Source organism: Verrucomicrobiota bacterium, assembly GCA_021413925.1.
Taxonomy (GTDB): Bacteria; Verrucomicrobiota; Verrucomicrobiia; order Chthoniobacterales; family UBA6821; genus UBA6821.
In genome coordinates, this window is sequence record JAIOPL010000016.1 from 42,852 (window position 1) to 62,430 (window position 19,579).

The 19,579-nt window shown below is 60.2% G+C and carries 20 protein-coding genes and 1 pseudogene; 8 read left to right on the forward strand and 13 right to left on the reverse strand.

What is annotated here, in order from left to right:
* Nucleotides 1-8: 8 nt before the first annotated feature.
* From K8R57_08185 to K8R57_08225, 9 genes and pseudogenes are all read right to left on the reverse strand, one after another.
* On the reverse strand, nucleotides 9-932 hold the full coding sequence (locus tag K8R57_08185; protein MCE9588277.1) for a nucleotidyltransferase: 924 nt from the start codon (nucleotides 930-932) through the stop codon (nucleotides 9-11).
* A 133-nt stretch (nucleotides 933-1,065) separates the two neighbouring features.
* A complete protein-coding gene (locus tag K8R57_08190; protein ID MCE9588278.1) occupies nucleotides 1,066-1,758 on the reverse strand; it encodes an LUD domain-containing protein in 693 nt (230 codons plus the stop codon).
* The gene (locus tag K8R57_08195) at nucleotides 1,755-3,161 is read right to left on the reverse strand and encodes an iron-sulfur cluster-binding protein (protein ID MCE9588279.1); all 1,407 of its coding nucleotides are present in this window, start codon (nucleotides 3,159-3,161) and stop codon (nucleotides 1,755-1,757) included. Before K8R57_08195 ends, K8R57_08190 begins: the two co-directional genes overlap by 4 nt.
* A gap of 3 nt (nucleotides 3,162-3,164) precedes the next feature.
* Nucleotides 3,165-3,881, reverse strand: coding sequence for a (Fe-S)-binding protein (locus tag K8R57_08200; GenBank protein MCE9588280.1), 717 nt, complete (start codon nucleotides 3,879-3,881; stop codon nucleotides 3,165-3,167).
* A gap of 93 nt (nucleotides 3,882-3,974) precedes the next feature.
* A complete protein-coding gene (locus K8R57_08205) occupies nucleotides 3,975-6,164 on the reverse strand; it encodes a bifunctional rhamnulose-1-phosphate aldolase/short-chain dehydrogenase (GenBank protein ID MCE9588281.1) in 2,190 nt (729 codons plus the stop codon).
* A 137-nt stretch (nucleotides 6,165-6,301) separates the two neighbouring features.
* Nucleotides 6,302-7,655 (reverse strand): annotated as a pseudogene (locus tag K8R57_08210) (rhamnulokinase).
* A 168-nt stretch (nucleotides 7,656-7,823) separates the two neighbouring features.
* On the reverse strand, nucleotides 7,824-8,576 hold the full coding sequence (locus tag K8R57_08215) for a class II aldolase/adducin family protein (protein MCE9588282.1): 753 nt from the start codon (nucleotides 8,574-8,576) through the stop codon (nucleotides 7,824-7,826).
* A 94-nt stretch (nucleotides 8,577-8,670) separates the two neighbouring features.
* Entirely contained in the window at nucleotides 8,671-10,296 is a 1,626-nt protein-coding gene (locus K8R57_08220) for a fucose isomerase (GenBank protein ID MCE9588283.1), read from the reverse strand.
* Between the two features lie 106 nt (nucleotides 10,297-10,402).
* Nucleotides 10,403-11,185 carry a DeoR/GlpR family DNA-binding transcription regulator gene (locus K8R57_08225; protein ID MCE9588284.1) on the reverse strand — a complete coding sequence of 261 codons (783 nt, stop codon included), beginning with the start codon at nucleotides 11,183-11,185 and terminating at the stop codon, nucleotides 10,403-10,405.
* Between the two features lie 62 nt (nucleotides 11,186-11,247).
* Here K8R57_08225 and K8R57_08230 point away from each other — a divergent pair, with 62 nt between their 5' ends.
* The 5 genes from K8R57_08230 to K8R57_08250 are packed head-to-tail and all read left to right on the forward strand — an operon-like array spanning nucleotide 11,248 to nucleotide 13,144.
* A complete protein-coding gene (locus K8R57_08230) occupies nucleotides 11,248-11,484 on the forward strand; it encodes a hypothetical protein (GenBank protein ID MCE9588285.1) in 237 nt (78 codons plus the stop codon).
* A gap of 21 nt (nucleotides 11,485-11,505) precedes the next feature.
* On the forward strand, nucleotides 11,506-11,658 hold the full coding sequence (locus K8R57_08235) for a hypothetical protein (protein MCE9588286.1): 153 nt from the start codon (nucleotides 11,506-11,508) through the stop codon (nucleotides 11,656-11,658).
* A gap of 28 nt (nucleotides 11,659-11,686) precedes the next feature.
* Nucleotides 11,687-12,187 carry a transcriptional regulator NrdR gene (gene nrdR, locus K8R57_08240; GenBank protein MCE9588287.1) on the forward strand — a complete coding sequence of 167 codons (501 nt, stop codon included), beginning with the start codon at nucleotides 11,687-11,689 and terminating at the stop codon, nucleotides 12,185-12,187.
* Nucleotides 12,188-12,198: 11 nt separating this feature from the next.
* Nucleotides 12,199-12,765: a hypothetical protein gene (locus K8R57_08245; GenBank protein MCE9588288.1), complete on the forward strand. Its 567-nt coding sequence runs from the start codon at nucleotides 12,199-12,201 to the stop codon at nucleotides 12,763-12,765.
* 40 nt (nucleotides 12,766-12,805) lie between these two features.
* Entirely contained in the window at nucleotides 12,806-13,144 is a 339-nt protein-coding gene (locus tag K8R57_08250) for an HIT domain-containing protein (GenBank protein MCE9588289.1), read from the forward strand.
* A 34-nt stretch (nucleotides 13,145-13,178) separates the two neighbouring features.
* Here K8R57_08250 and K8R57_08255 read toward each other — a convergent pair whose 3' ends face one another.
* The 4 genes from K8R57_08255 to secG form a co-directional block, all read right to left on the reverse strand.
* Nucleotides 13,179-13,889 (reverse strand): DUF2076 domain-containing protein, encoded by a 711-nt coding sequence (locus K8R57_08255; GenBank protein MCE9588290.1) that lies wholly within the window; start codon nucleotides 13,887-13,889, stop codon nucleotides 13,179-13,181.
* A gap of 91 nt (nucleotides 13,890-13,980) precedes the next feature.
* Nucleotides 13,981-15,576 (reverse strand): L-aspartate oxidase, encoded by a 1,596-nt coding sequence (nadB, locus tag K8R57_08260; GenBank protein MCE9588291.1) that lies wholly within the window; start codon nucleotides 15,574-15,576, stop codon nucleotides 13,981-13,983.
* A complete protein-coding gene (panC, locus tag K8R57_08265) occupies nucleotides 15,573-16,454 on the reverse strand; it encodes a pantoate--beta-alanine ligase (GenBank protein MCE9588292.1) in 882 nt (293 codons plus the stop codon). The genes nadB and panC overlap by 4 nt, the downstream gene beginning before the upstream one ends.
* A gap of 6 nt (nucleotides 16,455-16,460) precedes the next feature.
* Nucleotides 16,461-16,757, reverse strand: a complete 297-nt coding sequence (gene secG / locus K8R57_08270; GenBank protein ID MCE9588293.1) for a preprotein translocase subunit SecG — start codon at nucleotides 16,755-16,757, stop codon at nucleotides 16,461-16,463.
* Nucleotides 16,758-16,872: 115 nt separating this feature from the next.
* Between secG and accB the strand changes: the two genes are divergently transcribed.
* From accB to thiE, 3 genes are read left to right on the forward strand one after another with little or no spacing between them, the layout of a single operon-like run.
* Nucleotides 16,873-17,472: an acetyl-CoA carboxylase biotin carboxyl carrier protein gene (gene accB / locus K8R57_08275; GenBank protein ID MCE9588294.1), complete on the forward strand. Its 600-nt coding sequence runs from the start codon at nucleotides 16,873-16,875 to the stop codon at nucleotides 17,470-17,472.
* A gap of 29 nt (nucleotides 17,473-17,501) precedes the next feature.
* Nucleotides 17,502-18,866, forward strand: a complete 1,365-nt coding sequence (gene accC / locus K8R57_08280) for an acetyl-CoA carboxylase biotin carboxylase subunit (GenBank protein MCE9588295.1) — start codon at nucleotides 17,502-17,504, stop codon at nucleotides 18,864-18,866.
* A gap of 51 nt (nucleotides 18,867-18,917) precedes the next feature.
* Nucleotides 18,918-19,541 carry a thiamine phosphate synthase gene (gene thiE, locus K8R57_08285; GenBank protein MCE9588296.1) on the forward strand — a complete coding sequence of 208 codons (624 nt, stop codon included), beginning with the start codon at nucleotides 18,918-18,920 and terminating at the stop codon, nucleotides 19,539-19,541.
* Nucleotides 19,542-19,579: the final 38 nt, after the last annotated feature.

Genomic DNA, 19,579 nt, shown 5'->3' on the forward strand with positions numbered 1-19,579 from the left:
GCCGGTGCTCATGAATGGAGCGTCATGAGGGGTGTCGGGTAGAGGCCTTCCCTCACCATCCTACCGATAGCCGCGGCCACCGCATCACGATCCTCCCGGTAGGTCACGCCGTACCATTGCCCGGCGGAGCGGAGCACCGAGGTCTCGGCGGCACCCGTTGCCATCATCGAGGTGACCGCGCTCGGGATGTAGAACTCCGACTTCGCGGAGGCCAGCCCCCCCTCCATCAGGAAAGTTGTGAAGAGATGGCCGAGCATCGGGAAGATCGCCGGGGTGAATCCCCAGAAGTTCATCGAGACCATCTCATTCCCGGTGAAAGTCCGCCAGACTCCATGTGTGTCCGTTCCGGTGATCACTCCATCCTCTCCGCGCCGAATGCCGGAGCACTCCTCCACGCCCAGCAGTTTCCCCTCGGGAGAGAGTTCACAGATGCCGCGCGACACCTCGCCGTGCTCCGAGAGGGTGTTGACGAGGGGATAGGCCACCATCGAGAAGTGGGCCGGCGTTCCCGCGATCACTCCCCGGAGATAATCGGCCATGACGGCGAAGGCCTCCCTCCCGTAGAAATCATCCGCATTGACCATCAGGAACGGCTCATGGATCTGATTGCGGGCGCACCAGACGGCGTGTCCGGTGCCCCAGGGCTTTTCGCGTTCGGGAGGCAGGGAAAAACCCTCCGGAAGTTCGTTCAGCTCCTGGTAGGCGATGCCGATCTCAACCTTGCCTTCGTAGCGGGAGACGACGATCCGGCGGAACTCCTCCTCGAAATCACGCCTGATCACAAAAACCACCTTGCCGAAGCCGGAGGCAAGCGCATCGTGCACCGAATAATCGAGAACAACCTCCCCAGAGGGGCCGACCGGATCGATCTGTTTCAGACCTCTATAACGGCTCCCCATCCCGGCGGCCAAAACAAGTAACGTAGGTTTCATGTAATATTCCATTGAACCCATGACCGGGCCCGGGATGCAATTCCCAACTCAGGGAAACTTTTTACAATCCCGGGAAAACCCAACCCCGGATGAAAAAGATTCTACTCTCTCGAAAGCCTTGGTCAGCGACTGACTAATCGATCAATAAAACCGTCAGACGCTTCGGTCCGTGAGCTCCCAGAACAAGGATGCGCTCGATATCGCCGGTGCGCGATGGACCGGTGATGAAGGAGATGAATGAGGGAAACTGCTTCCCATATTTCTGCTTCACGTACTCAAAGGCAGCAGTGAGGTCGGGAACTATCTGGGAGGTTCTGGCTATCACGATGTGATGGGGCGGAAGGACAGAGAGAGCCCGGCCTCCGGCACTCTCAACAGAGACCATGATGCCACCGGTCTGGGCAACAAGAACCTCACAGCCGGTCAAACCAGCATCGCATGACTCGAGGTCGTCGATCGAATAACCCTTCTCTGTCCTGACAACGGGAAGACCAATCCCTTCCAGCAGGGCATCCGTATCGTGATGGGAGTGGCTGCCTATCTTCTTCCATCCGCTCTCACCCGCGATCTTCGTGAACAGCTCGCGTGCTGCGGTAACCGTCGGAACCCGGTGGAACTCGGTTGTCAGCCCCTCAGAAATCTTGGCGAAGAGATCGATACGCTCTGGAAGTGTCTCCCCAACCTTAGGGAGCCACTCACGCTGTGCATGGCCGTTGTGATCAGCAGCAGCTTCGCTCTGAGAGTGCGAGGTATGCGGACGAGGTGCCGGATTATTGCGCAGGGCCTCGCGGATCCGACCCAAGATGATGGCGCGTCCTCCGGTCATGGCTTGCCCTTTCGTTGTTTCTTCCACTGCTCGTGGAAGGACTGGGGTGCCAGCGTGGGAAATTTCCGTGAGCCGGTCCAGGCGCGAAGCGGATCGAGGATCGTCCCGTTCACCAAACCCTGAAGCGGTTGGAAGACACGCCCGAAGACAACGGCCAGGCGATAGAGGGCGGGATGCCCCATCATAAGTGAGAAGCCTCCGAAAGCGACTTTCTCACCGACCGCCGGGGAGGCTTTGGCACCATTGCGGCGGTTCTGCAGCAGGTGATGGTGCAGGTCGATCTTCACCGGGCAGGCCTCGGTGCACGCGCCGCAGAGCGAGGAGGCGGCGGAGAGGTGCTTCCAGTCCTTAAGACCTCGCAGGTGAGGCGTGATGACCGAGCCGATCGGACCGCCGTAGGTGGTTCCGTAGCTGTAGCCGCCCACGTTCTTGAAGATGGGACAGACATTCAAACAAGCTCCGCAGCGGATACACCCCAGCGAATCACGCTGCTCGGCATCGGCGAGGAGCTCGGTGCGGCGGTTGTCCAGAAGGACGATATGCATCTGCTCGGGGCCATCAGGCTCGCCCGGTTGGCGGGGGCCCGAGTACATGGTGTTGTAGCAGGTCATGGTCTGCCCGGCTCCGGCGGTGGCGAGCATCGGCAGGAAGAGGGAGAGATCCTCGAGCTTCGGGAGCACCTTTTCGATGCCGAGCAGGGCGACATGGATCCTGGGAAGCGAGGTGGTGAGGCGGGCATTCCCCTCGTTCTCGGTGATGGAGATCATGCCGGTCTCCGCCACGGCGAAGTTCGTGCCGCTGATGCCCATGTCGGCCTCGCAGTATTTCCGGCGCATCACGTCGCGCGCGATCATGGTCAGCTTCTCGGGCTCATCTGTTGGCTCGGAACCCAGCTCTTTCTGGAAGAGATCGCTAATCTGCCTCCGCGTGAGGTGCATCGCGGGGAAGACAAGGTGGAAGGGAGCCTCCTTGCGGAGCTGCACGATGTACTCGCCGAGATCCGACTCGAAGACGCCAAAGCCCTCCTTCTCGAGGGCATCGTTCAGGTGAATCTCCTCGCTGGTCATCGTCTTGGACTTGATGATGGAGCGGACGCCGTTCTCCTTGGCTACCTTGAGGATGTATTCCCGGGCTGCCTCGGCGTTCGGGGCCCAGAAGACCTTGGCACCGCGAGCGGTGATCTTCTGCTCGAACTCGAGGAGGTATTTGTCCAGATGGTTGACCGCCTCGTACTTTATCTCAGCGGCAAGGTCTCGGGCCCCCTGCCAGTCCTGAAAGTTGGCCTTGTTTTGGTCACGTTTTAGGTAGTAGCCGCTCATGCCTTTCTGAATAAAGGCACGGAAGCCCTTGTCCGCCGTGTAGCGGCGGGAAAGCGTCTGGAAATCGGCGGACTGCGTGGCCATGGGTTACTTCGATGCCAATATTTCCGCGAGGTGAAGGCTGCGGATGCCGCTCTTCTCCTTCTCGAGCATCCCGCGGATCTGCATCAGGCAGCTGGAGTCGTTGGAGACCACGGTGTCGGCGCCGGTCTCAAGGATCGAAGCGCACTTCACCTCGTCCATAGCGGTCGAGATCGGGGCATATTTGACGGCAAAGGTGCCTCCGAAGCCACAGCAAGTCTCGGCTTCGCACATTTCCACCAACTCCAGTCCCTTCACATTAGAAAGCAGGGCACGCGGTTCACTCTTGATCCCGAGCTCACGCAGTCCGTGGCAGCCGTCGTGGAAGGTCACTTTCCCCTCGAATTTGGCCCCGACATCGGTGACGCCGAGCACATTCACAAGGAAGCTCGAGAACTCGTGGGTCTTTGCAGCCAATTCCCGTGCCTCGAGCTCATCGGGCTCCCCCTTGAAGAGATCGGGGTAGAAGACCTTGATCATCGTAACGCAGGAGCCGGAAGGCCCGACCACGACTTCGGCATCGCGGAAGGCCTTCATCGTGACGCGGGCCGCCGACCGGGCCTCGTCCCAGTAGCCTGAGTTGAATGGGGGCTGCCCGCAGCAGCTCTGGCCCTCGGGAAAGAGGACCTCGTGGCCCAGTCCCTCGAGCACGCGCACCACCGACCAGGCCACTTTCGGGTAGAGCTGGTCGACGAAGCAGGGAACGAAGAGGGAAATGCGCACGAAGAATCAGGGGTTTAGGCTGAAGGCCATTAGACTATTAGCACAGAAAGGGGTCATCCGGATGACAATTCATCCGAGCAACCCGCAAATCTGCTACCGCAGGAAGGCCTCGTGGAGGCCGCCGTCGACCGTGATGATCTGGCCGGTGGTCTTGCTGAGGCGCTGGCTAACGAGGAGGAAGTAGGCCTCCGCCTGATCGGCCGGGGTGATCGGGGCCTTCGTGAGGGTGCGGTCGGCGTAGAACTGCGCCAGCTTGCTCACGAGCGACTCGGTCTCCTCGTCGTCGGTGTAGGGAATGTTGTACTTGGCCAGCGAGCCGATGACCCGGTCGCGAGGGAACATCGCGCTCCCCTGGACGACGGTCGCCGGGGCGACGCCGTTCACGCGGACAAGCGGAGCAAGCTCCATGGCAAGCTCGCGCACGAGGTGGTTGGCGGCGGCCTTGGAGGTATCGTAGGCAAGGCTGCCCTTCTTGGCGACGGCTGCGTTGGCGCTGGTGGTGAGCACCATGGCGCCGCGCAGTCCCTGTTCCCTGAATGTCCTGGAGGCCTCGTCGGCGACGAGGTAGCTGCCGGTGACGTTGATGTTGAAGGTGAGGGCCCACTTGTCATCGGGGATGTGGCCGGTCGTGTCGCTCGGGACGAAGATGCCCGCGGTGACCTCGATGGCGTCGAATCCGCCGTAGGCGAGGGCGACCTGGTCAAGCATCGCGCGGATGCTGGCACGATCGGTGATGTTGCCTCCGAATCCGATGGCCGGGCCGCAGCCGCTGACTCCGGTGCCCGCGACACCGATGCCGATGCCATACTTGTCGGTGATCTCCTTGGCGGTCGCCTCGGCGGCGGCCTGGTTGAGGTCGACGCAGACGATGTGCGCCCCTTCCTTCACGAGGCGGCGGGCGGTCTCCTTGCCGATGCCGGATCCGGCGCCGATCACGATGTGGATCTGGCGGGCGAGTTCCTTCTCGGCGGGCATGCGCTGGAGCTTGGCCTCCTCAAGGAGCCAGTACTCGATGTCAAAGGCCTCCTGCTGGGGCAGTGAGACATATTCGTCGATCGCCTCGGCGCCGCGCATGACCTCGACGGCGCAGTTGTAGAACTCCGCGGTGACGCGGCTCTCGCTCTTGTCCTTGCCCCACGCGACCATTCCCAGTCCGGGGATGAGGATGACGGTCGGGTTCGGATCGCGCATCGCGGGGGAGTTCGCGTGCTTGCAGCGGTCGTAGTAGGCGGCGTAGTCCGCGCGGTAGGCGTCGAGGCCGGCGGAGAGCTTGGCCTTGAGTGCCGCGACATCCTCGGTCTGCGGATTCCAGTCGACGTAGAGGGGCTTGATCTTCGTGCGGAGGAAGTGATCCGGGCAGGAGGTGCCGAGCTCGGCGAGGCGGGCGGCATCCTTGGAGTTCACGAAGCGGAGGATCTTCTCGTCGGACTGGACGGTGCCGACAAAGCGCTTCTGCTGGCTGACCTGACCGCGGAGCCAGGGAAGGATGGCGGCGAAAGCCTTGTCACGGGCCTCCCCGTCGAGCGACTGGTACTTGGCACCGCCGAACGCGGCGGCGTCTCCACCCTTGGCGGCATGCTTCTCCTCGATGTAGGCAGCGGCCTTGTCGATGAAGGCAAGGGTCTTCGCGCAGCAGGTCTTGGCATCGTCATCCCAGGAGATGAAGCCGTGCTGACCCATCATGATGGCCTTGATTGTGGGATTCTTCTTCTCGATCTCCTGCATGGCGAGGCCGAGCTCGAAGCCGGGGCGCATCCAGCCGACATACTCCATCTCGCCACCGAAGATCTCCTTCGTCAGCTCCTGGCAACGACGGCTTGCGGCGACGGCGATGATCGCGTTCGGGTGCATGTGGTCGACATGCTTACCGGTGAGGAAGCTGTGGAGCGGCGTGTCGATCGAAGAGGGGCGGGGATTGAGGTTGAAGGTGGTGTGGGCGTAGGCGCCGACCATGTCGTCCTCGGCCTGGGACTTCAGCCCCTTGTCGGCACGGGCGCCATAGCTCTTCTGCAGACCGATCAGCTTCTCCTGATAGAGGGAGGAGAAGTTCTCGCGCTTGGAGGTGCGGAGATCGCCGCCGGAGCCCTTCACCCAGAGCACCTCGACCATCTCGCCGGTGAGGGGATCCTTCTCCATGATCTTGGAGGACGTGTTGCCGCCTCCGGTGTTGGTGATGCGCTGGTCGGAGCCGAGCAGGTTGGAGCGGTAGACGAGTTGGTCGACGGGATCGAGCTTGGAGGCCTTGGCGTCATCCCAGAGGTTGGGGAGTGGTTGGTAGGGCATGGTGTTTGAGGTTAAAAGGTGAAAGGTTGAAGCGTTAGAACGTGACGATGGGCTGCAATTTTTGGATTTCAGGGTTTGTAGGTTTAGGTTTTTGAACTTTCTAACAACTAGACATTTTTAACGATTTTAACGTCACTTCATGGCAGGGCCGTGAAGCGTCCATAGGCCGCTTCCCAGACCGCGGGTTCCTGCGGTTCGTAGGTATTCTGAGGGAAGGATCGGGCCACGATGGCCCGGGCCTCCGCCAGCGAGGAGACGGCTCCTCCGGCGATGGCCTGGATAAGGATGTTCCCCGCGGCCGTCGCCTCGACGGGGCCCGTGATGACCTTCCGCCCGGTGGCGCTGGCGGCGCACTGGTTGAGAAGTTCGTTGCGGGTGCCGCCTCCGACAATGTGGAGTCGTTTGATCGGCTTGCCGGTGAGTTGTTCCAGCTCGGAGAGGCTCTTGCGGTAGAGCAGGGAGAGGCTCTCGAGAATGCAGCGGGCGATCGCACCCACCAAGGGCCATGCTCACGAGATCGGTGTAAGTGTGCTCATGGCCGCTCTCGCGCCAGAAGCGCATGCATTCCTGAAGGATCCAGAGTCCCGTGATGTTCTTGAGAAGACGGATGGTTCCCCCGTAGCCAACCTCGTTGGTGAACTGGAGCTTCCTTGCTTCCTCCGTCAGCACCGGAGTCGGCGACTCGACGCCGAGGAGCGACCAGGTGCCGGAGCTGAGGTAGGCCCATCCCTCGTCTTCGCTTGCCGGAACAGCCGCCACTGCGGCCCCGGTGTCGTGCGAACAGCTGGCGACCACCTTCACCTGACCGAGACGAGTCTCGGACTGGAGTTCCTCCGTGAGGGTTCCGATGACGGTGCCGGAAGGGACGACCTTCGGGAAAATCGATTCGGGGAGTCCGAGGCGCCTGATGAGAGGGCGGGCCCAGTCATGCTTCGCCGGATCGAAGAGCTGGGTCGTGCTGGCGAGAGATTCCTCGGCCACGGGATCGCCTCCGAGGAGATGGTTCATCGTGTCGCCGATCAGCAGGAATCGGTCCGCGAAATTCAGGATCTCGGGGCGCTGCAGCAGATCCGTATGGAGCTGGCAGAGCGTGTTGAGGGTCATGAACTGGATGCCCGTCGTCGCGTAGATCTCCTCCCTCGTCACATCGCCGAGGCGCTCGTAGGAACCGTCCGTCCGCTCGTCACGGTACTGGTAGGGAACTCCCAGAAACGGCTCGGAGCCCTTCAAGAGCGCATAGTCGACACCCCAGGAATCGGAACTCAGCGACCGGATCGGCAATTCGCGGGCTCCCGCTTTTTTCAGGCCCTCCACGATCTCCGCGTAGAGATGGAGCAGATCCCAGCGGCGCGATCCCTTGATCGTCACGGCCGAGTTGGAGAAGCGGTGAATCTCCTCCAGCGTCAGACGCCCCTCCCAGAGCGTGCCAAGCATGACACGGCCGCTCTCGGCACCGAGATCGATGGCCAGATAGTGGGAGTGGGTGGACATGTGATGGGGGCGAGTAAGGCTGAAGGGGTTTAGACTGAAGGCTGTTAGGTCAGAGGCTGTGCGTATGAAGGAAGACCCGTCTCGCGAATATGGTTTCTTTTTGGGTTTTGGATTCTTGGTTCTTCCTAACAGTCTAAAAGTCTTCAGCCTAATAGCCTCTTCCGCTCGTCAGAGCTTCAACACCTTGCGGCGGTAGTGTTCGTCGGAGCGGCCCGAGATGCGGGCGACGTTCTCGGGCGTGAGGAAGACGGGGCCTCCCAGCGCCGCGGCGCCGACGAAGATCTTCGCCGCCTTCTCGGCCATCATGAGCGAGGCCATCACGCCGGCGGGGCTGCCGCCGAGACCGATGATCCCGTGGTTCCGGAGCAGGATGATGCGCGGCGGCTCCCCGTGGCGCTCCATATACTGCTTCACCCCCGAAGCGATCGCGCGGGCGAGATGGACGCCGGGATCGGTGTAGGGAACGAGCACCGACTCGGTGCCGCAGCAGACGATCTCGTCGGGGAAGGTCCGCTTGGTGGCGTACTCCTCCGCACGGGGGGAGCAGAGGATCTGGTTCACCGCGATGGCGTGGACATGCCCGACGTAGGAAATACCCGGAAGCGACAGGAGATACGCGTGGAAGAGCCCCTCGACCGAGGGCTTCGCGGCGTTCTTGTCGACACGGCTCTCAAGCAGCAGGCGCTCCACGTCCTCGTCGGCCCAGGTTCCCTCAAGCAGGGGAAGCAGGGTCGAGAAGCGGCAGAGGGTCAATCCCGGCTCGCCAAGCGTGCCGAGGCAGTGTCCGCTCGCCTTCACAAGGAAGGTCTCGTCATCGACACGGGTCGAGGCGTTCCCCTCGCCGAGGATCGCCATCCCGCGCTCCTCGCGGCCAAGGTCGTGACAGAGTCCGATGAGTTTCTGGGTGAGTTCGGAAGACATGATTGAGAAAGTGAAAAAGTCGTGAGGAAGCAGGCGGACGGTGGATCCGTTTTAACCTTTCGACTTTTTAACGTTTTAACTGGTCCAGTGGTGATCAGATCTCCCCGCAGATGGCGACCTTCATGCCAAGTTCGCGCATTGCGGCAGCCTTGGCGAAGAGGCCCTTCTTCGCGCCCTCCTTGTCGGGTGCGTAGACGACCTGGATGTGGTTGGCCTTGTGGCGGGCCATCATCTCGTCGCGGCTGATGCCGGGGAGGATGGTGTGCATGATCGGCCACTGCGGCGTGGAGAGCTTCCAGCGATCCTCGGTCTCGGCCTGCGGCAGCTCCACGATCTCGCCGAGGCCTGTGTCGTAGCAGAGCTCGCCGCCGTCGATGAAGATACGGCTCCAGACGATCCAGCCCGGCTTACTGACGCCCTTGACGGTACCGCCGCCGAGGCGGAAGTACATGGAGGGCTGGCGCTCGCTCGATGTCCCCTTGAAGCCGCCGATGAAGTGGGCGGGAGGTGCGGCGCCGGAGATGAGGAACACCCAGACATAGGCGTCGAGGGTCTCGGAGAGATTCTTGCCGCCGGGACCCTTGTAATGCCGGCCCCACCGGAGATCGTGGAGTGTGTTCTCAGGCGCGAAGCCGAGCTGGCGCCAGAGCTTGTAGGTGATGAGCCCGTCGAGACCGGAGCACTCGTCCACCTCGTTGAAGTGGGGAAGCGCTTCGCCGGCGAAGAGTTCCTTGCGGGTCACCTCGTCATAAACGGGGGGACGCTCGACGTTGTTGAGGAGTCCCTCGACGAGGTCGGAGGCTGGGGCGAGGTCCTTGAGGCCCTGCTGGTACTGGATGCCGATCGTGGCGCATCCGAACTCCTCGGCGATGCGGACGGCGGCGATGTACATCTTGCACTGCTGGAGGATCTGGTTCTCGGTGAGGTCGTTCTCCTCGCTGGTGCCGAGCTTGAAGGTCATGCCGCGGTCGAGGAGCCACTGGTAGACGGCGCGCGCCTCCTCATCCTTGACGGTGAGCATCTTGGCGTAGAGCGCGGACTGGCTGAGGCGCTCCTTGAAGACGCCGGTCTTGTGGATGAGCTCGTCCGGAATGATCGCGTTGTACATGCCCATGCAACCCTCGTCGAAGACACCCATGATCTCCTTGTGGTCGCGGAACTTCCTCGCGAACTCGGTGCCGAGCTTCTCGGCATCGGCGGGAACGCCGGCCTTCTCGTAGGCCTTCACATGAGGGGTGGCATGGGTGACGCTGCCGGTGGTCAGCCAGGAGCGGAGTCCCTTGAGGAACGCCTCGTCGCCGAAGTCATCGCTCCAGAGCGTACTGTACTTCACGCCCGCCTTGGTGAGGGAGCCGTTGAGGTTGAGCATGCCGACGAGGCCGGGCCATGTGCCGCTCCAGTTGGCGACGGTCAGGATCGGACCCTGATGGGTGAGGAGTCCCTGCAGGAGATGGTGGCTGTACTGCCAGACAGCCTCGGCGACGATGATCGGGGCGTCCTTGGGGATGTTTCGGAAGACCTCCATGCCGTACTTCTGGCTGTCGATGAAGCTGTGGCCTTTCTTCGCATCGAAGCCGTGACCGCGGCGGATCGTGCGGCCTTCCTTTTGGACGGCCTTGATCAGCAGCGCCTCCATGGCCTGCTGTGCCTCCTCGCATTTCTGGTTGGCGGAGGCGCGGAGATCGCCGTTGGCGATGAGGATGATGTCTTGGGTGCTCATGTGGTTTGGGTTATTGGTGATGGGTTATTGGTGATGGGGTAATACTCGACTTTCTACGGATGTTTTTTGGGTCTGGGGATGAAATCAGCGCTTCCAAGGGTTGAGGTTAGGAGTTGGAGTGGAGAAGGACGCCGGGCTTGAGGGTGATGCCGGCCTGGCGGAGTTCGGGAAGCGAAAGATCGCTGACCAAGGTGTGGATCTTCGGCCATGATGCGAGATGCTCGGGGGCGGTGTGGCCCAGCTTGGTACGGTCGAGGCAGAAGCAGGAGCGGCCCGCCCGCTTCATCACGGCCTGCTGGAGCCGGATGATATCACGCTGAGAATTCCAGAGCCCCTGCGCGTTCATTCCCTGCGCGCTCAGAAAGGCAATGTCGACCTGCTGCAGGGTCGCGGCCTTCACCGCCTCGTTGCCAAGCAGGACCGACTGGCGCTCAAGAAGCTGGCCGCCCAGCAGGATCGTCTTCGCTCCGGGCAGGGAGCCGAGTGTTTCCAGAAGGGCGAGGTTGTTGGTGATGACCGTGAGCTGCTCGGGCAGATGGCGCCGCAGTTCCTGGGCGATCGCAAAAGCGGTCGTGCCGGCATCAAGATAGACGCGCATTCCGGGCCTGATCAGCGAGGCCGCCGCGCGGGCGATGGATCCCTTGGCATCGGTTCCCTCGTGGAGACGCTCGCGGAAGGAGGTGAAGGTCGCGTTGAATTCACCGAGCGCCCCGCCGTAGGTACGGGTGATCCTCTCCTCACTCTCCAGTGCGGTGAGGTCACGGCGGGCTGTCGCCTCGGAGACGCCCAACTCCTCGCAGAGGTCGCTGATCGGCAGGTAACCGCGCTCAAGAAGGAGCTCTGTCAGCCGCGAACGACGGGCCTCAACGATGTGTTTGGCAACACGCATGGCCAACCAGTCTCTTGGCGGATATGATCGAAGTCAATCATTTGTTGTTTTCACGTGGAACCATGAGATGCCTCGGACCTTACCGGGACGGTGACCCGCAGACCCTCAAGCCGGTGTCATTTTGGGTGTCTTCAACTGTTGATCTGAATGGCCTTTGCGCAGTTGACCTGGAGGGGCTGCGCGATATCGCCACCTGTCTCAACGCACGAAGCAAAGCCCTCGACTGTCTTGGTTTTCGAGAACGAGTTGCCAAGTCCACTGTGGCCGACGCCAACGAGCAGAGAGACTATCGACTCTAAAAGGATCTTGCTCGTGGACTCATGCGCAAGGCGCGTGTCCTCTACGCCGGAGAGGATCTCGGATTGGAACTGGAGAACACGGTTTTACGCTCTGGATTACCTCTGCTTCGACTCGCCCTGCGGGCTGCCTCCCAGAGAGTCTTTTATCTTTCCAACCACAATATCTTGTGGTGAATTTAAAGAAGACTTCTGGTTTTACACAATGCTTTGCCCCAAGTGCTCCTCCCAAGACGATAAAGTCATCGACTCCCGTCTCTCAAAGGATGGCACGAGTATCCGCCGGCGTAGGGAGTGTATCGCCTGTGAAAGCCGTTTCACAACCTACGAGCAGATCGAGCGGGTGGAGCTCCTAGCCGTGAAGCGGGACGGGAGGAGGGAGCCATTCGACCGCCAGAAGCTCCTCGGGAGCCTCATCAAGGCCTGCGAGAAGCGCCCTATCTCTCTCGATATCATGGAGGAATCCGTTCATGCGATCATCAGTGATCTTGAGTCCGGCCAAGATCGAGAAATCTCCACCAAGACCATTGGTGCCAAGGTCATGGAACGTCTTCACGCGGTGGATCCCGTGGCCTATGTGCGCTTCGCCTCGGTCTACCGGCGCTTCGAAGATATAGGAGAATTCATTGAGGAGATCCAGTCTCTGGAACGTCGCGCCCCGGTCTCCGAAGACCAGAAGGAGCTCTTCAACAAGATTTCCAACTAAGCCATCCGCCCATGATAGCACTCCTCGATGGCATGCCGCTGGTGACCCTTCCCGATGGAAGGAGCGCGACTTTCGACAAGCGCTGGATCACCGCGTCGATCATGAGTGCGGCGGAACAGGCTGGCCATCATCGCTGGTGGCTCGCCGAGCACATCGCCGAGAGCGTCTCGGTCTATCTGCACCGTGACTTCGAGGCCACCACCGTGGAGATCCCAAGCCTCATGGAGGCCGTCCTCCATGTCCTGGAGTCGCTCGGGTTCCATGATGTGGCAATGCACTTCCGCCTACCCGATCCACCGGTCAGCCTCTCTCTCACCGAACTGGCTCGTGAGGCGGGGGATTGCTACGAACTGGCCTTCTTCGGCCTCTTGGGAGAACAACTCCAACGCGCCGCAAGTTCCAGGGCCGCACGGCTAGAGATCCATGATCTCTCGGGATGTGTGCGTCTCATGGGTATGGGCAGGCGCCGCAGGAGCGTGCAGAGTCTCCGCGCGGAGATCGTGGAATTCATCCGTCAGCATGGGCAGGCCGCCGGTGAGTCGCGCCTCGGAGAGGCCCTCGAGATCCAACTAAGTTAGGAAACAATTCCTCACTGAGGATCAAGGACAATTTGGCGCTATGACACTCTTTGAGAGGATCGCCTCGCGCGAAATCCCGGCCACGATCCTAGCCGAGGGAGAAGACTGGATCGCCTTCTGCGACATCGCACCGCAGGCACCCGTCCACTTCCTGGTGGTTCCGAAGCGCTGTATTCCCCGGATCAATGAGGCGGCCCCCTCCGACATCGCTCTCCTGGGCACTCTCCTTGCCGCTGCCGCATCAACGGCCAGGCAGGAAGGTTTAGCCGAAAACGGCTACCGCATCGTGATCAACAATGGATCTGATGGAGGGGAAACCGTTCCCCATCTGCATCTGCATGTCCTTGGCGGCCGCCACATGCAGTGGCCGCCGGGGTAGTGTTTTTTGAGTTCTGGCTGAATTGTTTTCAGCTTCAACCGAAAGAGGAGTCGTCTCCTCCGGAGAAGTCCATGTCCTGATCCTGATCAAAGTCGGTTGAGGTGACGTGATTGTCAGCAAGCCGTGTGTCGCCGGAGTTATCAAAATTGGAATCACCCTGAGAGGCATCGGAGGGGCTATCGTAATAGTTATTGGTGATCTCGGTGGGCTGGTTCTGACCAAGGAATCCTCCAGAGGAGCCCATGCCGCCCATACCACCGAAAGATCCGGCATTGTGGCCCATCAGGTTCTCGATACCCCGGAAAAGCAACGCTCCTCCGGCAACGCCAGCGGCCGTGACAAGCGCACTCTGGAGAAAACTTCCCCCCTGGGATGGGAAGATTCCTGGAGCAGCGACCACGGCTTGCTGGGGAACCGAAGGAGGAGCAACCTGTCGTGCGGGAGCAGGTGCGGGCTGTGATGTTCCGAAGAGATTGGCCACTCCGGAAAGGAAGCTTCCACCACTCTGCTGGGCCTGCGATTTTGCCTCTGCAAGCTGTTTTTCCAGATCAGCAATCCGGGTCTGAGCTCCTATCAGGGCCTGCTGGAGCACGAGAACGCTCTGGGTGAGAAGATAGGGAGCATGGGGATTGGCAATGACCCTGCTTGAGATGAGGCTCTCGGCCTCGGAATCGAGGGGCTGAGGGGCGGCTTGATCGAGGCGATTGTGGAGTCCGTTAATGAGGTGGGCTTCTTCTGAAGTCATAGGGCACAACTAAGCCCGATTTCGTGAGGTTTGCAAGTGCCCCACGGCAACAATTCCGACTTCCCTCCGAGAAAGAGTCGGAAGGGTCGGATCAGATCCGACGGATCAGCGTGTCGTTTAAAAACTTCACATCATCATGCATGGGATAATCGAGCGTGTAGTGCAGTCCTCGGCTCTCCTTTCTGCTAATGGCGCAGTCGACAATGAGGGATGCTGCGGTGGCGAGATTGCGGAGCTCGAGCAGGTCGGTGGTGATCTTGAAGTTCCAGTAGAATTCTTGGATCTCGGTCTGGAGATTGCGGAGGCGGGTGGCCGCGCGCTGGAGCCGCTTGTCGGTGCGGACAATGCCGACGTAATCCCACATGAGACGGCGGATCTCGTCCCAGTTGTGATAAATCACTACGAGTTCGTCGACGTCCTGAACCTTCCCAGGACGCCACTCCGGGAGACTGATCTCGGTTCCCTGATGGTGGTGGTTCCGGCTGGCCTTCGCCTCGGCGCGATGGGCCATGACAAGCGCCTCTAGCAATGAATTGCTGGCTAGACGGTTCGCACCGTGCAGTCCGGTACTGGCAACTTCACCCACGGCATAGAGTCCCCGCAGCGTAGTCTCGCCGTTCATGTCGGTTTTCACCCCTCCGCACTGATAATGAGCGGCGGGTACTACCGGAATCGGCTGCTTCGTAATGTCGATCCCGAGGCCAAGACATGTCTCGTAAATGGTGGGAAACCGCTCTCGGATGAAGTCCGCGGGCTTGTGGGAGATGTCGAGGTAGACGCAAGGCTTGCCTGTACGCTTCATCTCGGCGTCGATAGCGCGGGCTACGATGTCGCGGGGAGCCAACTCGAGCCGCTCGTCATATTTCTCCATGAAGCGGTGTCCCTTATTGTCCGTGAGAACTCCCCCCTCCCCCCGGACTGCCTCGGTTATCAGGAAAGACTTAGCCTTGGGATGATAGAGGCAGGTCGGGTGAAACTGCATGAACTCCATGTTCGTAATCGCCGCGCCCGCACGCCAAGCCATAGCGACGCCGTCACCGGTGGCGATATCGGGATTGGTCGTATAGAGGTAGACGCGGCCGCAGCCTCCGGTCGCCAGGATGGTGACATCGGAGCGCAGCGTCTCCACCTCGCCCGTGGCCTCGTTCAGCACATAGAGGCCGACGCAGCTATCCTGCATGGCGTAGCCGAGCTTGCCCGTGGTGATGAGATCTACGGCCATGTGGTTCTCGAGCACGGTGATATTCGGATGGGCCGCAACGGCGGCAAGCAGGGTCCTCTCGATTTCGAATCCGGTCGCGTCCTTCGCATGGAGGATCCGGCGCTTGGAATGGCCTCCCTCTCGCCCAAGGTCGGGTTCCTTGATGCCCTCCTGGTTGGTGCGCTCGTCAAAGTGCATGCCGAGAGACACCAACTCGGCGATGCGCTCAGGCCCTTCGCTCACGATGCTGCGCACCACTTCCTCGTTGCAGAGACCATCTCCGGCGATGATGGTGTCGCGCACATGAAGGGCGACGGAGTCCTCGTTGCTGGTAACGCAGGCGATGCCTCCCTGAGCCCAGGCGGTATTGGAATCGGCGCGCGACTTCTTGGTGACGATGGCGACGGATCCCTTCTCCGAGGCCTTGATGGCAAAGGTAAGGCCGGCAATGCCACTGCCTATCACGATGTAATCGAAGGATTTCATGAACGGAAAAGGAGTGAGATGTTATCGATCAGTCTCACGGAGCCAGTTCCTAGAGAGCCAAACCGGACGGCTACTAGTGCGCGAGCTTTCACCTGAGGGGTAAGCTTTTTCAGCGGTGCCAGAGTTGACTCATCCACGATCTCCACATAATCGATCTCGGCGCCGGGAATGGCAGCCAAATCTTTCTTCAATCCCTGCCGGAGTCGAGTCACGGAGGCTTCTCCCGCCTCAGCCTCCATGACCGAGGCAAGAAGCGCCTGATAGATGCGGGGTGCTACGAGGCGAGATTCGGGCAATAGCAGGCGGTTCCGCGAACTGAGGGCCAGACCATCCTCCTCGCGCACGGTGGGGTGCTCGACGAGTTTTACGGGGATCTTCAGATCCCGGACCATCCGACGGATCACGGCAAGCTGTTGCCAATCCTTCTCTCCGAAGATGGTGATGTCGGGACGGATAATATTGAAGAGCATCGCCACGACGGTGCAGACCCCGTCGAAATGACCCGGTCGCGAGCCCCCGCAGAGACCTGAAGAGAGTGAGGACTCGGTGACCGCGACGGAGTTATCCTCCACATACATCTCCCCGGGAGAGGGATGAAAGAGGAGGTCTGCCCCCTCCCTCTTGCAGAAAGCGCGATCCTCAGCAATGGGCCGGGGATACTTGGAAAAGTCCTCCTTGGGACCGAACTGCTTGGGATTTACAAAAATGGAGACGACGACACGCCCCTTCTTACCACTGCGGTCGGCAAGTCGTCTGGCACGACGAATCAGTGAGGCATGCCCCTCGTGAAGGGCCCCCATCGTGGGAACAAAGACGACGGGAGAGGTAGCCTTGCTCCGCCATGCAGTGACGGGGCCGATCAAGGCGACCGTTCTCACAGAAAATTACTTAGCAGGCGAGGAGACCGGAGCAGGGGCCTTCATCAACTGCTTCTGAATAGCCGTGGGACCGGCGGAGGATTTCACATGTAGGACGGAAATCAGCAACGTCAGGAAGAAGAAGAGTCCGCCGAGCCAAACCGTGAACTTGGTCAGGACCGTGGTCGTCTGGGCGCCGAAGAGATTATCCGTGAGTCCTCCTCCGAAGGCGGCGCCGAGGCCTTCGCTCTTAGGACGCTGCATGAGGATCGTGAGGATCATCAGGAAACAGACGATCACGAGAACGGTTACAAGAAAAGGCATGAGAAGCCACATAGTCGTTAAATAAAACCGGAAGAACTTCCGCTGTAAAGCTGGATCACTTGCTTGACCTGAGAGGAGTGATCAACCCACACTTCACCTTTCAATTCATCATCGTATGGCACGTAACACCAAGACCTCCAAGAAGCCTTCCGTCAAACCAACGACCAAGGCACCCGTTAACAAGTCCACCGCCTCGACCAAGGTAGCCAAGCCTGCCTCCCCCAAAGGGAATGGGAGTGGCGACTTCCAGGAAGTCCGGACACTGATCGACCTACTAAAGAAAAACGATCTGGCCGTCCTGGAATTCGAAAAGGGTGACTTCAAGATCACCCTGAAGACCCCAGCCGGCGCATCAAGTGGGGCGACTCTATTTCAGGGACACCAGGGGTATTCCCAGCCGATAGCCCCTGTGGCAGCTGTCGCAGGCGCAGCCGCCTCTTCCTCTGATAAATCGGCCGCTGCAGAACCCGCCAAGAGCAACTTTAAGGAGATCACCTCGCCTATGGTCGGCACCTTTTACGCCTGTCCATCTACCGAGTCACCGGCATTTGTCGAGGTCGGCAAGACTATCAATGCCGAATCCGTCGTCTGCATTATCGAGGCGATGAAGGTCATGAATGAGATCAAGGCTGAAATCGCAGGCAAGATTGTCGAGATCGTCGCTGAGAACGGCAAGCCGGTCCAGTTCGGCCAGGTCCTCTTCCGCGTCAGCTAAGGCAACCGGATCACCGGATCACCGAACCTATGTTCAAGAAAGTCCTGATTGCCAACCGTGGGGAAATCGCCCTGCGTATCATCCGCGCCTGCAAGGAGCTGGGTATCAGCACCGTGGCGGTCTATTCCGAGCCCGACATCCACTCCCTTCACGTGCAATTGGCCGACGAGGCCATCTGCATCGGTCCCGCCCCTGGCAGCGAAAGCTACCTGAGGATCGACCGGATCATTAGCGCGGCTGAGATCGCTGATGTCGACGCCATCCATCCGGGCTACGGATTCCTTGCCGAGAACGCCCATTTCGCGGAGATATGCGCCTCGGCGAACATCAACTTCGTCGGCCCCACCCCCGAGTCCATCCGACTCATGGGTGATAAGAACAGTGCGCGTGAGTGCGCCAAGAAGGCAGGTGTCCCCATTTCCCCGGGTAGCGACGGCATCGTGCCGGACGAGAAGGAGGCGATCAAGGTCACCAAACAGATCGGCTATCCCGTGATGATCAAGGCGGTCGCTGGCGGTGGCGGTCGCGGCATGCGTATGGCCCATGATGAGGAGAGCCTTATCGCGGGATTCCACAGTGCACGCATGGAGGCCGACAAGTCTTTTGGCAATCCCGATGTCTACATCGAGAAGCTGATCATTAATCCTCACCACATCGAGTTCCAGGTCTTCGGTGACAAGCACGGAAAGATCGTCCATCTCGGTGAACGCGACTGCTCCCTGCAGCGGCGTAACCAGAAGATCCTCGAGGAGTGCCCCTCGCCGCTTATGACCGAGGATCTTCGCAAGCGGATGGGCGAGGCTTCGGTCCGTCTCTGCGAGACGGTCGGCTACTACAATGCCGGAACCATCGAGTACCTAGTCGACGACGACCTCAACTTTTACTTCATGGAGATGAACACCCGCATCCAGGTGGAACATCCCGTGACAGAGGAAGTCTACGGAGTGGACCTCGTGAAGCAGCAGCTTCAGGTAGCTGCTGGAGAACACCTCTCCGAGCATTTGGTCAATGCCAAGCCCCGTCTCCACTCGATCGAGTGCCGTATTAATGCCGAGGATCCAGAAAAGAATTTCATGCCTTGTGCCGGAAAGATCGAGGCCTACTACGCCCCGGGTGGCCGAGGCCTCCGCATTGACTCGCATGCCTACGCGGGCTATCCGATCCCTCCCAACTACGACTCGATGATCTCTAAGATGATCGCAACGGCTTCTACGCGCGAGGCGGCGATCGCCCGCATGTCACGTGCCCTCGGCGAGTACCAGGTCGTCGGCATCAAGACGACCATACCCCTGCACCGCGCAATTATGCAGAACGCAGACTTCCGCAAGGGAAAATACAACACGGGATTCCTTGAGAAATTCCTCAAGGATGGGGTCCCCGCAGTGAAGGAATAGACTCTTGGTACTGGGGAATGGGATCTCGGGGTTGGATAATATGATCCCTTTATGAAACAGCTTTCCGAGTGTCGTCTCTACGCGATCCTGGACACGGGGTACGTGTCGTCGGATCGCATGGTTGCGATGGCCCATTCGCTGATCGCGGGAGGTGTCGACATCCTCCAACTTAGAGCAAAGAAGGAAAGTCGGGAAGAAATCCGCAGCATGGCTCTGGAACTCTCTCCAATCTGTCGGAAGGCTGGCATTGCCTTTATCCTGAACGATTATCCTGACCTTGTCCGAGAAACCGGGGCGGATGGCGCCCATGTGGGGCAGGATGACCTAAGCGTTGCCGAAGCACGGAGACTGGGAGGTCCCGAAGCCATTATCGGCAAGTCCACTCATTCGCTAGATCAGGCCCTGTCGGCTAGAGGGGAATCTCCTGACTACATAGGCTTCGGCCCACTTTTTGCGACGGCGACCAAACCTGACTACACTCCTATCGGAACACAACAGATCCAGGAAGTACACCGCTTGCTTCCCTTCCCCGTCTTCTGCATCGGGGGAATCAATCTCTCCAATCTCCCTGCGGTACTCCGGGCCGGGGCTAGGCGTGTGGTCATCGTCTCCGACCTCTTGACTGCCGCAGACCCCGTTGACAGGACAACAGCCTGCAGGGCCCTCTTGAGCTAATACCTCCAAAAGCTGATCAGCCGTGGGTTCCACCGATC